The 13,391-nt window shown below is 43.2% G+C and carries 16 protein-coding genes; 5 read left to right on the forward strand and 11 right to left on the reverse strand.

Annotation, left to right across the window (positions count from 1 at the left end; all coding sequences use genetic code 11):
• Positions 1 to 110: 110 nt before the first annotated feature.
• Positions 111 to 662 (forward strand): TetR/AcrR family transcriptional regulator, encoded by a 552-nt coding sequence (locus NST99_RS24875; protein WP_189029953.1) that lies wholly within the window; start codon positions 111 to 113, stop codon positions 660 to 662.
• A 98-nt stretch (positions 663 to 760) separates the two neighbouring features.
• Here NST99_RS24875 and NST99_RS24880 read toward each other — a convergent pair whose 3' ends face one another.
• The 8 genes from NST99_RS24880 to NST99_RS24915 form a co-directional block, all read right to left on the reverse strand.
• Positions 761 to 1,603, reverse strand: a complete 843-nt coding sequence (locus tag NST99_RS24880; RefSeq protein ID WP_341095177.1) for a tyrosine-type recombinase/integrase — start codon at positions 1,601 to 1,603, stop codon at positions 761 to 763.
• Between the two features lie 384 nt (positions 1,604 to 1,987).
• A complete protein-coding gene (locus tag NST99_RS24885; protein ID WP_341095179.1) occupies positions 1,988 to 2,428 on the reverse strand; it encodes a hypothetical protein in 441 nt (146 codons plus the stop codon).
• The gene (locus tag NST99_RS24890) at positions 2,428 to 2,634 is read right to left on the reverse strand and encodes a helix-turn-helix transcriptional regulator (RefSeq protein ID WP_154118287.1); all 207 of its coding nucleotides are present in this window, start codon (positions 2,632 to 2,634) and stop codon (positions 2,428 to 2,430) included. The genes NST99_RS24885 and NST99_RS24890 overlap by 1 nt, the downstream gene beginning before the upstream one ends.
• A gap of 289 nt (positions 2,635 to 2,923) precedes the next feature.
• Positions 2,924 to 3,295 (reverse strand): GNAT family N-acetyltransferase, encoded by a 372-nt coding sequence (locus NST99_RS24895; protein WP_341095182.1) that lies wholly within the window; start codon positions 3,293 to 3,295, stop codon positions 2,924 to 2,926.
• A gap of 178 nt (positions 3,296 to 3,473) precedes the next feature.
• A complete protein-coding gene (locus NST99_RS24900; RefSeq protein ID WP_341095183.1) occupies positions 3,474 to 3,989 on the reverse strand; it encodes a hypothetical protein in 516 nt (171 codons plus the stop codon).
• Positions 3,990 to 4,146: 157 nt separating this feature from the next.
• Positions 4,147 to 4,845, reverse strand: coding sequence for an SAM-dependent methyltransferase (locus NST99_RS24905; protein WP_341095185.1), 699 nt, complete (start codon positions 4,843 to 4,845; stop codon positions 4,147 to 4,149).
• A gap of 150 nt (positions 4,846 to 4,995) precedes the next feature.
• Entirely contained in the window at positions 4,996 to 5,589 is a 594-nt protein-coding gene (locus tag NST99_RS24910; RefSeq protein WP_341097747.1) for a chloramphenicol phosphotransferase CPT family protein, read from the reverse strand.
• 366 nt (positions 5,590 to 5,955) lie between these two features.
• Positions 5,956 to 6,549: a DUF2441 domain-containing protein gene (locus tag NST99_RS24915; RefSeq protein ID WP_341095187.1), complete on the reverse strand. Its 594-nt coding sequence runs from the start codon at positions 6,547 to 6,549 to the stop codon at positions 5,956 to 5,958.
• 267 nt (positions 6,550 to 6,816) lie between these two features.
• Between NST99_RS24915 and NST99_RS24920 the strand changes: the two genes are divergently transcribed.
• Entirely contained in the window at positions 6,817 to 7,581 is a 765-nt protein-coding gene (locus NST99_RS24920; RefSeq protein WP_341095188.1) for an SDR family oxidoreductase, read from the forward strand.
• Between the two features lie 154 nt (positions 7,582 to 7,735).
• Here the strand turns inward: NST99_RS24920 and NST99_RS24925 are convergent, their stop codons facing one another.
• The 3 genes from NST99_RS24925 to aldA form a co-directional block, all read right to left on the reverse strand.
• Entirely contained in the window at positions 7,736 to 8,263 is a 528-nt protein-coding gene (locus NST99_RS24925) for a hypothetical protein (RefSeq protein WP_341095191.1), read from the reverse strand.
• 81 nt (positions 8,264 to 8,344) lie between these two features.
• Complete coding sequence (locus NST99_RS24930; RefSeq protein ID WP_341095193.1) at positions 8,345 to 8,767, reverse strand: HIT family protein; 423 nt, start codon at positions 8,765 to 8,767, stop codon at positions 8,345 to 8,347.
• Positions 8,768 to 8,915: 148 nt separating this feature from the next.
• Positions 8,916 to 10,361 (reverse strand): aldehyde dehydrogenase, encoded by a 1,446-nt coding sequence (gene aldA, locus NST99_RS24935; RefSeq protein WP_341095195.1) that lies wholly within the window; start codon positions 10,359 to 10,361, stop codon positions 8,916 to 8,918.
• 167 nt (positions 10,362 to 10,528) lie between these two features.
• Here aldA and NST99_RS24940 point away from each other — a divergent pair, with 167 nt between their 5' ends.
• From NST99_RS24940 to NST99_RS24950, 3 genes are read left to right on the forward strand one after another with little or no spacing between them, the layout of a single operon-like run.
• Complete coding sequence (locus NST99_RS24940; RefSeq protein WP_341095197.1) at positions 10,529 to 11,293, forward strand: (Fe-S)-binding protein; 765 nt, start codon at positions 10,529 to 10,531, stop codon at positions 11,291 to 11,293.
• Positions 11,274 to 12,701 (forward strand): LutB/LldF family L-lactate oxidation iron-sulfur protein, encoded by a 1,428-nt coding sequence (locus tag NST99_RS24945; RefSeq protein ID WP_341095199.1) that lies wholly within the window; start codon positions 11,274 to 11,276, stop codon positions 12,699 to 12,701. Before NST99_RS24940 ends, NST99_RS24945 begins: the two co-directional genes overlap by 20 nt.
• On the forward strand, positions 12,698 to 13,369 hold the full coding sequence (locus tag NST99_RS24950; RefSeq protein WP_341095201.1) for a LutC/YkgG family protein: 672 nt from the start codon (positions 12,698 to 12,700) through the stop codon (positions 13,367 to 13,369). The genes NST99_RS24945 and NST99_RS24950 overlap by 4 nt, the downstream gene beginning before the upstream one ends.
• The last annotated feature ends 22 nt before the right edge of the window (positions 13,370 to 13,391 follow it).

The following is a 13,391-nucleotide window of genomic DNA, read 5'->3' on the forward strand; positions in this document are numbered from 1 at the left end:
TACAATCAAGGTATCATTGGAACTAAAGCAAGCGCAATGGCTAATCGTAACTGCTTTTGTTGAGAAATGAACAACGAAAGCTGGATATGTTCAAGAAAGAGGGGGAAAACATGGATCGACGCATCGAGCGATCAAGACAAATGATTATGCAAGCGTTCATCGGGTTGTTGGAGGAGCAGGATTTTGAGAAGATCACCATTCAAGGGATTGCGGATCGGGCCAATGTCAACCGCGGAACAGTCTATTTGCATTTCACAGACAAATATGACCTGCTGGAACAGAGCGTGGAGACGTATCTGATGATGCTTGTTGACAGCTGTTTACAGGAGGAAAGAGTAGCCACTGAACTATCCCGGGAGCTGCTGATTCGTGCATTCACGTATCTGAAAGAGCATGCATCGATCTACCGCGTGTTAATGACCAACAAAGGCAGTCCAACTTTCAGACATCGTATGACACAGTTCATTAAGGGAAATATCACCGTGGTGGTGAACTACATGAATCTGGAAACGGGTATCCATCGAGATGTGATGGCGCAATTCTTATCTATTTCCGTTACGGGGTTGATTGAATGGTGGATCGTCGAATCCATGCCGTATACGCCAGAAGAGATGGTCGAACAGATGACTAAGATACTGGAAGCACGGCTGCAGCTATGGTGAACTTAATTACTAATCCAAGTATAACATCGTCGTTGCAACTAACCTGGCATTTAGTTGAATAGCGACGAATTCTAAAGCTGATCCGTCGCCATTACAAACTAAAAGTATCGTCGATAAAGTTCTCTCCGACGTTCGCCGCGGAGTTGTGCGTAGACTTGAGTGGTCGATGCCTTCTCATGACCGAGCATTCCTTGAATGAAATCTAATGGAGCACCATTATCAAGGAGTTGGCATGCATAAGTATGTCGAAAGCGATGCGGGTACACATTCACTTCAAGTTCTCCCCGATCTGCAAGCCGTTTTATTGCCCACCTAATCGTAGGTATAGCCATTCGTTTTGTTGGATGCGTATCGGTAACAAATAAGGCTTTGCAGGAATCCTCACGGCTGGCCAGGTACTTCTTTAACCATACTTTGCACTCTGTCGTAAAGTAAACTTCTCTTTGCTTCGATCCCTTGCCATTTATGATTGCTGAGCAGTTCTCCCAGTTTAGGTCTTCGATGTTGATTTTTTCTACCTCCCCAACCCGGCAGCCGGTGCTGTAGAGAAACTCAAGCAGTGCTCTTTCCCTGAGTGACTGACATGAGATTTTCAAGTGTATGACGTCTTCCTCAATCAAAAACTTAGGAATGCGCTTATCTAATTTGGGTTCTCTTAATTTTAGAGAAGGATTTGAAGTCAGATACGTCTCTTCATAAGCATACCGGAAAAGAGAACGAATAAAACGAATTCGATGACCAAGGCTGTTTGGCTTCAAACGAACTGCTTGCTTTGCCAAGTACTCCTTCAGTATGGTTAACGTTACCTCTGTGACATCGAGATTGCCTAGCTCCATCACTAACATCTTGTGCTGTAAGGCGTATGCTTTTAATGTTTTTGGACTGAACCCTTGAATGCGTTTGTCAGCCTCATACAAACTCCACAACTCATTTAAGTTCATAACAAAACCTCCACTTTAGAAGCTATTAAATCTAGTTTGCTTCTAAGGAGAGGTTTTAATCTGCCCGCTGTATTAAACTAGCGTTTCCAGTTAGTTCAATCGTGTTTTCCTATCGCTGACTGCAAATGTTGATACTCCAATGAACGATTTTTCTTATTGGCCATTTCACTCAGCTAAACTTTCGAAGATATAACTCCCAAAGCTCCAATATAATAAAAGAGATCTGTCCTAAAACTAGCCCTCATTAACAGTTATTCAGAATATGCTTTAAATACAATCAAGGGGGATAAAAAACTATACAGCTAGATTAGTGTGTAAAACCACCGAATCTAGCTTTACGGCACGACGGTGGTTTTTCTTGCGATTTCCGCTTCGATTTAACCTTTAATGTTTTTTTGTGTAATACTTCCACACGGAAAAAAATACGATCAAAACAAATAGTAGGGTAGCCAGTAAGGTGTAGAATATCAAGGAATTGAAGAAACCCGCAATCACGGAAGCGATGGCCAGACCTACGAGAATCATGACTATGCTGAGCAAGCTGGCATTCTGGATAATCACTACACTCCGCTCGTCGTTCTCCTCGATGTACAGCTTCTTCAGCTCTGCGTCATTTTTGCTGGCTTTAATGTACTTGGCGAGAAAAAAAACGAAGCACAATTCAGCGCCGATAAAAGCACCTGTGTGAAATCCCTTTATAAAACTGGGCAATTCGGGCAGACCACCGCGGTAAAACACAAGTCCCACATAGATCAATAGCGTGGCAGCAGCTACCAGTGACAGTACGTTCTTGCGAGTTTTGACTTGAACCTTGTAATTGTCCATTACAATTCCTCCACTTCGCTGAAATCAAAAACATCTTCAATGGCGAGTCCAAAATGCTTAGCAATCTTGTAGGCAAGAACAAGGGAAGCCGCATATTTTCCCGTTTCAAGGGAGGTGATGGTTTGCCGGGTAACGCCTACGATCAGCCCCAGCTCTTCCTGGGACAGCTTGTGCTGCTTACGCAGTTCCGCAATTCTTGTCTTCAAGTGACCACTCCCTTGCAATGTTTACTTTGCATTAATAGCATAGTTTACTTTGCACTTTATGTCAAGCATACTTTGCATTGTTTGCAGCGTTTATTTATAGCCGACGATTTTCGCAATAATAAAAGCGCCCGATCCCTCTGTTTCTGGATGGTGGGCGCAATCTGATGTAAACATCGGTGGGTTACGGCGAAGCCAACCCGATGGTGGTGACATTTTATCCCTTCATGAACAAACGGTGAAGTTTCCGGATGTGCGCTCAAATTTGAAAGCCTTATAACTATCCTGCCCGTTAGCTCAATGACCTCTTCAAGTCAATTCTAGAATAAGTTTTCTCATAAGTAGTCCCATCATCATTGTAAAAAATAGCAGTTTTTATATATGGTTCGGAAATAGCTTCGTACCCTTGTTTTGTAATGAGCTTTATCATCTTTGGATTTTCTATTGGGTCAACACTAACGATTAAATCAGAATAGCCAAGACTTCTTGCAATTTCCTCGTGATATCTTATTAAATCCGTTCCGACGCCTTTACCTCGATAAAGTCCCGCTACATAAAGGTCACTTAATTTTGGAAATAAATTCCCCTTTAGTTTTAGAACACCAAAACCTAGAATTGTATTTTCTTCAGCGGCTATTGCCAAATATACTTTTTTTATTTTCATGTTGTTTCAAATACTTAATAAACAAGTCCTTATTATTTCTAATATTACATAAGCCATTAATATCTTCTTCATTCACCGCTCTTATACTGTATTCCATTTTTCGCCTCCTACATTGGTTTCGTTCATTACGTAGGCAACATTTCAAGTATCGTTTCCCATTAGCTTAATCTCATAGACCTTAAACAATTGTTGCACTGTACCCTGTTTCCTTACCTTTTTCAACTGCATTGATATAACCATCAAAGTAATATGGTATGTCATCTTCTTTCCCATTCTGAATTCTACCTCTAACTTTATCGAAAGCAAAAATTGAAATTGAAAAATCTGGCTCACCAGTGACTAAAACAGGTTGTTTTCTATCTTGTATCCAATAATAATTCCCACCATAATTCCTTCTTGCTACTTCGAAAATGTAACTTCCAACCATAGAAGAAACAGAATCCAAAGAATCATTATCTATTTCATACTCACATAATTCTTCAAGAATATCGTCTACTTTACGTAGGCTTTGTACACTAAAATCAAAATTCCCTTTATCAGAAAAATTATTTGTGAAGCTTTCTGCCGTTGAAATAATGTCTTGTTCTAATCTACTTTGCATAAATTCTAACCTCCAATTATAAACATCATTGGAATATGGACATATCCAAAAACGTTTATTTTTCACTTTTATATCCCATACATACATTTTCATTATCCTGCCTCGTTAGCTTAATGAGGTCGCCTATTGGTCCGCGGCGGCCTAATGATGTGTTTTCTGAACTAACGTTTCCCATTAGTTGAATCCTATTTAGACAAATCCATCCCGTAAGCAGAAGGAAGCCGGTCGATTGACCAGCTTCCTTCGTTATTTAATATTTTGTTGCAATTACTTTAACGAAAGTAAGAAGATTTTCCTCGTCCGCGGCAAGCAATTCCTGATCACAATTTGAATTAAGCCAAAGCTCCTTACTATCCACAATATTATTAGCGAAATCAATAGTCACATGCTTTGTTTTATCCCAGTGATTTTCCCACCATTGATACGTTCGGAAGGTATATAGATCATTGCTCCAAAGACTTTTCAATTTCTCAGGCAGGTCGCCTTGGTTGTTAATATCTTTGGTTACTCCAGGTATGACTATACCCATTTGTCCTCCGCTTTTCACTAACTTTTGAAAATACCAAGAAAAGTAGAGTTCTTCGGTTCCAAAATAGTGATAAGCATCTATACTTATGATGGCATCAAAAAATTCCATTGCATATGGTAATGAATGAGCTTCAGCCTTTATGGGGAATACTCGATCCTCCACACCTGATTGTTTAATACGTTTTAGGTTGTCCGTAGGATCGACCCATAAATCATTAGCCCAAACTTGCACATCATATTCTCTCGCTAAAAATACAGAGGTGATAGCTTTGCCACAGCCCATATCTAGGATTTTCATGCCTTTCTCAAGGTTCATGTCCTTAGCTAGGTCTTCAAGAAGCCATAATGGGTTAGGGCCCATATTGTTTTCGTTAATCCAGTTAGGATCATAAGTTGCCGTACGCGGAAACCTGTTTTTCAAGTTCAATTCATCTCCCGTTTTTTTTAATTAGATATCACCGCAATCATCTTCCTAATGTTATTATTCAATATAAACAACTCCCATTGATTTAATTTTGAGCATATTATCTATGCTACTTGTTACTTCTATTTAAGTTGATGAAAAACCTTTTTATTCCACACTAATCTCTCTTTTACTTAATTTCTTAAATACCGTGTATTCCTTATTGGACTTAATAAAACGTAATATTTTTTCGGCACATTCTGTTGGATTCATCTTTTCCGTATTTACTTCGAGGTCATATTCATCAAAGCAATATACTTGAGTAAACTGTGAATCTACTAGTCCTATCGTTCTATCTCCTCTTGTTTGCTCTCTTCTTATGAGTTCTTCTTTCGAGCATATTACACCTGTAAATAACGTAGGCTGATCTAAAAATTGATCAAGAAACTCATTAAACCTCTTGTCAGTGTTGATTACGGTATCCGCTATTACATTAAAACCCAATTCTAATAACAATTTAATTGTCGAATGGTACACAGTGAATATGGAATCATCAACTATTTGAGAGACAACTTGATGATCTATTGCCTTTGGAGGTTCATCTGGAAATTTATTGTTAATAAAATCATTGTAATTATTAAAAAAATCATCAATTGATAAATGATAAAAAAGAATCTCTTTCTGATTGATCAGTTCAGTCGATATGGAGGTCTTTCCGGAACTTGAAGTTCCATTTAAAAAAACTAATATCCCTTGCTTCAATTTAATCATCCCTTCAAAAAATAATCATTGCGCATCTTTCAGATAACGTTATATTCACAAAGTTCATTAAATTATCCAACTGATAAAATATTTGAGAAACGATTAAACTATCCTGCCCGTCCCCCGGTTTTAAGGGTTTATCTCACATATACTCACTCATTCGTAGGATTTCGTCGCCCTCTACCCCAAGGTGGATTAAAACCTACGTTTTACGGAATCCTTGGTATTCTCTGCAATTAAACCATCCGATACATATAAAACCTCCTACTAGAGCAATTATAGCTTGCTTCAAATAGGAGGTTATAGACTACTGATTCAACTACCGTATCCCGTAAGCGAAGTGGTTTTTCAGCGCTTTTGTTGAAATTAAGTAGAGAATTCATCAATAATTTCTACTACTTCGATTTCCCCATTAATCAGCAGTTCAGGAAGTTCGTTATTTATATTGCCTTTCCAGTATTCTCTGGCCTGTTCGATTTTTCGGGAGAAAGGAATTCCATCTTCCTTTGGTAAAAGATTACCGTCACCTTCAAAGATATTCCCAGTAACCCGAAGTTTAACGATCTGCAAAACTTTTCGATGATAAGAATCGAAAAGCTCTTTCCATTTCAGAGCGTCTTCATAGCTCTTAGCAGCGTATAAGCAAGACAATCGTGAAGGATATTCAGGATATTCTTGCAATCTGACCATTTCAACTATTACTTCTCTAGTAGCTCTGATTGTTTGTTCCACATATCTAATAGCTACATCTGCATTCTCTTTATCCATCTTAACGCCGTCATTTGTATAATGACGGTGTAATATTTGAATAAAGTCTTCACCTTTGGAATTCAACTGCTCCTTCTCAAAAAAGAAGTGATATAAGGTGTTTTTTTGGTTTTTGTCAAAGCTAATTATCTGCCCAATGTCCATCTTACTTCTGGTGACAATGTGATAAACATACAATTCGCTTCCTTCCATGAACTGCCCCCCATCAATCATTGTTAACATAAGTAAATTCGGCATGTACCAGCATTATCCTGTCCGTTAGCTTAATCAAATTTTTAGCTACACTTATACTATGAAACACCAACTAACGCCAAACTTATCAATAAATGAGACTAAACATGGACTGAAAAATATTAGACCTACGGCAGTGCAGCCACCCGAAGCAATAAGAGAGCAACATTTCATAACGGCTTCTATGTTAAAACTATAGAGGAAAAGAAAATAAGGAGCTGAGTACTGATGAGCAAATTGACAGGAAAAATAGCATTAGTAACGGGGGCCAGCCGGGGGATCGGGCGCAACGTCGCGTTACGTCTGGCGCAAGAGGGCGCTTTTGTCGCCGTTCATTACGGTCAACGCCGCCATGAAGCGGAAGCGGTCGTGCAACAAATCACCCAAAACGGAGGAAACGCCTGTGCGATTGGCGCAAATTTGAGCACGCCTGACGGCATTCGCGAGTTGATCGCGGCGCTGGACGAAGCGATTCAAGAGCACGGGGACGGCGGCGGATTCGATATTTTGGTCAACAACGCGGGAATCGGGCAAATTCTTACTTTCCAAGAAGCGACGGAAGCTACTTTTGACGAAGTGATGACGATTAACGTCAAAGCGCCGTTTTTTGTAACGCAGCAAGCTTTGCCGCGGTTGAAGGACGGCGGGCGCATCATTAACATTTCTTCCTTCGTGACGCGGGTAGCTTCACCGGGTGTCTTCACCTACAGCATGACAAAAGGAGCGATCAATACCTTTACGCTGCTGCTGGCTAAGCAGTTGGGGAGCCGGAATATTACGGTCAACTCCATCCAACCCGGCATCATCAACACCGAGATGAATGAAGGAACTTTAAGCGATCCTGACGGACAAAAATATGCGGCAGGCCTATCCGTTTTCAACCGTTGGGGAGAACCCGGAGACATTGCGGATATCGCCGCCTTCCTCGCTTCTCAGGACAGCCGCTGGGTAACTGGTCAGTTGATTGACGCAAGCGGCGGTTCGCATCTTTAAAAGCCTGGCAAGCCGATCTAGCAACAACATATATGATATATAAAAGTATGGATATCCAAACATGCAAAACAACACGAGTGCAGATCACTACGTGTTGTTTTGCATTGGACTATTTCGGTTGATCGTATTGTCAGGTCACTTCCACAACAATTCATTAATTGTCAAACGTAATGATTAGTCTAATATCCGATGAATTTTTCCTCCCAACTAGACGGTTAACGGCTTCTAAAAATGTACGCCCACATTCCATATAATTGACGGATCCATTTATTTTCTCACCGTCCATGGTCTCATCTTCATACTCAAACACTTGATTCCAATTAAATTCGAACAGCTCTTTTGCAGTAAACCACGTCGTACTATGGCCCTCTAAAACTATAATTTGAAGCGGAATCTCTGGACTAACGTTTTCAGGTAACCCGCGCGGATCACTGATATAAGGCAGATTCTCGCAATTCCGCTGATTAGCCAAAATTGCAAAAAGGTCATAATTCCTCTCTGTGAAAACCATATCCTTTCGTTCGACCTTCCAAATAGGTCCTTCATCTCGTTCAGGATAAAGAATTGCCCAACTGCTTTTAGTCCATTTGTCAATCGATATCCATTTTCCCGTCCGGTCAGTTTCATTTATGCCGGTGCGATACATTTTTTCCTCTACAAAACAGTGAATATCTGTCCCCATTAAGCTCCTCCAAATTTTCAATATTTGCTGACCGTTCGCTTAATGAAAAACGATCTAATGAGATAATATTACCTAACCAGCTTATAAGTGCTTTTTAATATGAACAATCATTTCAACATATTCTTCGTCAGTTAAATAAGTATCGCCCGGGTTCATTTGGAAGGTGGAGCCCCAATCCTTTTGATCTGCATATTTAGGAACAATGTGCATGTGCAGGTGATGCAGCTTGTCTCCGTAAGCCCCGTAATTCAATTTATCTGGCGCAAAAGCCTGATCCATAGCTGCGGCCACTTTTTGCACATCCTTCATGAATGCCGATAATTCTTCTGCTGTAAGCTGAAATAACTCTTTTACGTGATCTTTATATACAACATTACATCTGCCTTTATACGTCTGCTCTTTAAACAGAAACACGGTCGAAACCTCTAGCTGAGCCACCTCAATCATAAGGTTGTCCCTTCTTTCATCCCCCATACAATACATACATTCATTATTTTTCTCCATGTCCTGCATCCTTTCTCCCTATGATTATGTACAGCTCTATCCTGCTCCAAAAATTTGCTGTTTACAATTAAAAGAGTTACATCCAACCACACAAAATACGGCCCTTTCGGACCGTATCGAATAAGTGCAGGATTCATTTTCCACTAATTTAGTTGACCGATTTATCATATTGTAAATAAACCACATGGGTCTGGAGATATTCGTTCAAACCATGTTTGCCGTCCGCGCCGCCGATGCCGGATTTTCTCCAGCCTGCATGGAAGCCTTGCATTGCTTCAAAGTTCTCGCGGTTAATATAGGTTTCCCCGTATTTGAGACGCTTGATGACTTTCATCGCAACGTTCAGATTCCGGGTATACAGGGAAGAGGTCAGTCCAAAGTCACTGTCATTGGCAAGCGCAATCGCTTCATCCAGGTTTGCAAAAGAAATGATCGGGATAACCGGTCCAAAGATCTCCTCTTGTACAATTTCCATATCATTGGTGGCACCGGTAATGACCGTCGGCTCAAAAAAGCTGCCTGCTCCCTCTACCTTTTTACCGCCGCAGGCGATCTTGGCGCCCTCTTGTACTGCACGGTCTACCTTCTGCTGCACGGATTCCTGCGCTGCCTTGTTAATCAGCGGGCCCATATGAATATCCTTGTCTTTCAGCGGATCGCCGTACTTCACCGCCTTCATCGCCTCGACCAGACGGGTGGTGAATTCGTCCTTGATCTTCTCATGCACATAGACCCGCTCCGCACAGTTGCAGACCTGCCCTGTATTGATCACCCGGGAATCCACGATTGCCTTGATAGCCAAATCCAGATCGGCATCATCCATAACAATGGCAGGCGCCTTGCCGCCAAGCTCCAGACTGACCTTGATGATATTTTCAGCAGCCGCCTTCATCACCTGTTGTCCTGCCGGCACACTGCCTGTTAGACTGACCATACCGACTTTTGGGCTACTAGCCAATTCGTTGCCGACCTCTCCGCCTTTACCGGTAACCAGGTTGAACACGCCCTTAGGAAGGCCAGCTTTGTCAACAATTTTGCTGAAAGCCACCGCATTGTTCGGAGATTCGGCACTAGGCTTGACTACAATCGTATTTCCGGTGATCAGGGCCGGTGCCATTTTTCTGGCGATCAGAAAGAACGGGAAATTCCATGGCAGAATGCCTGTGGTGACCCCAATCGCCCGTTTAAACACAAAAATATTCTCATTATCACGATCACTCTGAACAATTTCCCCTTCATAACGTCGTGCCCATTCTGCCATATAATCCATATAGTCTGCTGTAAAGTTAACCTCTACCGTGGACAATTCCAAGGTCTTACCTACTTCTTCGGAGATCAGTCTGGCAAGGATATCAACCTCTGCCCGAATCCCATCGGCAATGGCATGAAGGTACTTTCCTCTTTCAACCGCAGGTGTTTCCTCCCAGGCTGACTGGGCTTCTTCCGCTGCGTTAATGGCACGCACCACATCATTCCTTGTAGCTTTGGGAACCTGTGAAATGACTTCATCTGTTGATGGATTGGTTACATTCATCCACTCGTTGCCTTCTGATTCCGTAAACTGGCCGTTGATATACATCAAATGCTTTTCCACTGTCTCTCCCCCTCAAGGTAGATTATTCCATTCAATCCTCCCATAGTGTAAACGTTATCATTATTTTATGTCAACAACATTCACATTTTTTATTTGTTTTTGTGTTGTTTTTCATTGACTTATTGAGTTAAGCTATTCTTATCAAGGTTGCATTGGGAGGGATCGAATTGAAAGTCAGTATTTTATCGACTTGTTTAGTAGACCTAATGACCCCGAATGTCGGAATTGCTATGGTCCAAGTTCTCGAAAGGCTCGGCTGTGAAATCGACTTTCCGGCTTCCCAGGTGTGCTGCGGTCAACCTACTTATAACAGCGGTTATCTTGAGGATTCCAAGCTTGCGATGAAAAACATGATGCTTGCCTTCGAAAGCTCCGATTATGTCGTGGGTCCGTCCGGCTCCTGTATCGCTATGTTTCATGAATACCCGAAAATTTTCAAAGGAGATCCACATTGGGAATTGAAAGCGATTGCTTTAAAAGAGAAATCATATGAGTTCACACAATTCATCGTAAGGGTGCTTGGTATTACCGATGTTGGCGCAAGGCTTGAAGGCACCGCTACCTACCACCGTTCCTGCCATATGACAAGACTGCTGGGAGAAAAGGAAACCCCCTTCCAATTGCTCGAACAGGTACAGGGACTCCAATTGGAGACGCTCAAAAACAGTGATAATTGCTGCGGCTTTGGTGGAACCTTTTCCGTGAAAATGCCTGAGATCTCCGAGCAAATGGTAGATGAAAAATGCGGTTGTGTCGTTGAAACCGGAGCGGACATTCTGATCAGCGCAGATATGGGATGCCTGCTTAATATCGGCGGCCGCCTGTCCCGCAAGGGCGAACCTGTGAAAATAATGCATATTGCAGAAGTGCTGAACCATCACAATGCTGCTGCTGCCAAGGAGGAAGCCAGACATGAGCCTGCAAACGGATAAACGGGATTTCAGCGAACGGACTACAGATGGACTTGGTAATCCCTTCATGAGAAGCGCCGTAAGCTTAGCCCAGGACAGCCTGAAGACCAGGCGCCTTTCCGCCGCAGCCTCTCTCGGGGATTGGGAGCAGTGGCGTACCCTCGGCCAGCAAATCCGCCAGCATACGCTGAAACATCTGGATTATTACTTAGCGCAGCTGGCAGATAACATTGAGAAAAAGAGCGGACACATCTATTTTGCAAAAACCAAAGAGGAAGCAAGCAGCTATATCCGGGACATCATCGTACAAAAAAAGGCTAAAAAAATCGTCAAATCCAAATCAATGGTCACCGAGGAAATTGAGCTGAATCATGTCTTGATGGAAGCAGGCTGCGACCTGATCGAGACCGATCTTGGGGAATATATCCTTCAAATGGATGATTGGGACCCGCCTTCACATATTGTGGCCCCTGCACTGCATAAAGACCGGACGCAAATCCATAAAGTGTTCACTGAGAAGCTTGGATATACAGGTGATGAAAGTCCCGAGAACCTCGCCCGTTTTGCCCGTTCGGTGCTGCGGCAAAAGTTTCTGGAGGCGGATGTCGGGATTACGGGCTGCAACTTTGCCATCGCTAACCTTGGAGCCATTAATCTGGTGACCAATGAAGGCAACGGGGATCTTACAGCCGCCATACCAAAAACACATATTGCAGTGATGGGGATGGAACGAATCGTCCCGACACTTGAGGAGATGGAGGTTTTGGATAATCTGCTCTGCCGAAGTGCTGTGGGGCAGAAATTGACCAGCTATATTACTGTAATGGGCCCCTCGGCAGCCGGGGAGACGGATGGTCCGGAAGAGTTCCATTTAGTCGTAGTAGACAACGGGCGCTCCGAGATTCTGGGAAGTGAATTCAACGAAGCCCTGCAGTGTATCCGCTGCGGTGCCTGTCTTAACGTCTGCCCGATCTACCGTCATATTGGCGGGCATGCTTACGGTTCCATTTATCCGGGTCCGATCGGGGCAGTAATCACCCCGCTGCTGGGCGGATACGATGACTACAAAGAGCTTCCTTTTGCCTCCAGCCTGTGTGCAGCCTGTACGGATGTCTGTCCGGTTAAAATCCCGCTTCACGAGCAGCTTATCCTGCACCGTCAGAAAATTGTGGAACAAAACAGAACCGGTGCAGGAGATAGACTTCAGATGAAGGCGGCCAGCCGTCTGCTGTCTTCCCAAGCTTTGTTCGGCAAAGCACTGCGGTTTGCGAACCCGGCCAGCCAGCTGATCAGCAGGCAGGGACGAATTGTTAGAGGACCGGGCCTAGTCCGCGGCTGGATCAACGCTCGTGATCTTAGTCAACCGGTCAAGCAGCAAGACAGCTTCCGGGCGTGGTTTGACAAACGTAAAGGAGGGGCTGGCCAATGACGGTATCAGGCAAGGAGTCTTTTCTAAACACAATCGCCTCCAAGCTGGGGCGAGAACGTGTACATGATGTGCAGCGGCCCGACCTGAAAGAGTGGATTCCAAACAGCTATGGCGATTTAACAACCGGTGAGCTGATAGAGATTCTTAAAGAGCAGTGCTTTTTTATCCACACTCAGTTGATTGAGTCGAATCCCGAGATTTTGCAGAGAACATTGGATGATCTGATCCAAGCGAATGGCGGAGGCGCTGTAATCACTTCCGGAGATACCCGGTTTTCCGATTATAGGTTAAACTTCCCGGATTCGTACGTCTGGGAGGAAGCGGCAGGAAGAGAGAAGAATATTCTCCGCTCCGAATGCGCCAATACCGCGATTGTCTTCGCCGACTACGCACTAGCCGAGTCAGGAACGATTGTCGTAGAAAGCCGCCCGGATCAAGGCCGCTCCCTCCACTTTCTGCCTGCCCATTATATTGCGATTATTGAAAAAAAGAGGCTGGTACTTCGCTCCACTCAGGCCGCGGCCGATCTAAACCGGCGAGTTCAAGCAGGTGAGCCTATGGGCTCCTCCATCAACTTCATCTCCGGTCCTTCGAATTCAGCCGATATTGAAATGCAGCTCGTTGTCGGCGTTCATGGGCCTTTGAGAGCAACCTATGTACTAATTTAGCTTCTATGATTAACACAGAAAG

The sequence above is a fragment of the Paenibacillus sp. FSL L8-0470 genome (assembly GCF_038008625.1).
Taxonomy (GTDB): domain Bacteria; phylum Bacillota; class Bacilli; order Paenibacillales; family Paenibacillaceae; genus Paenibacillus_AQ.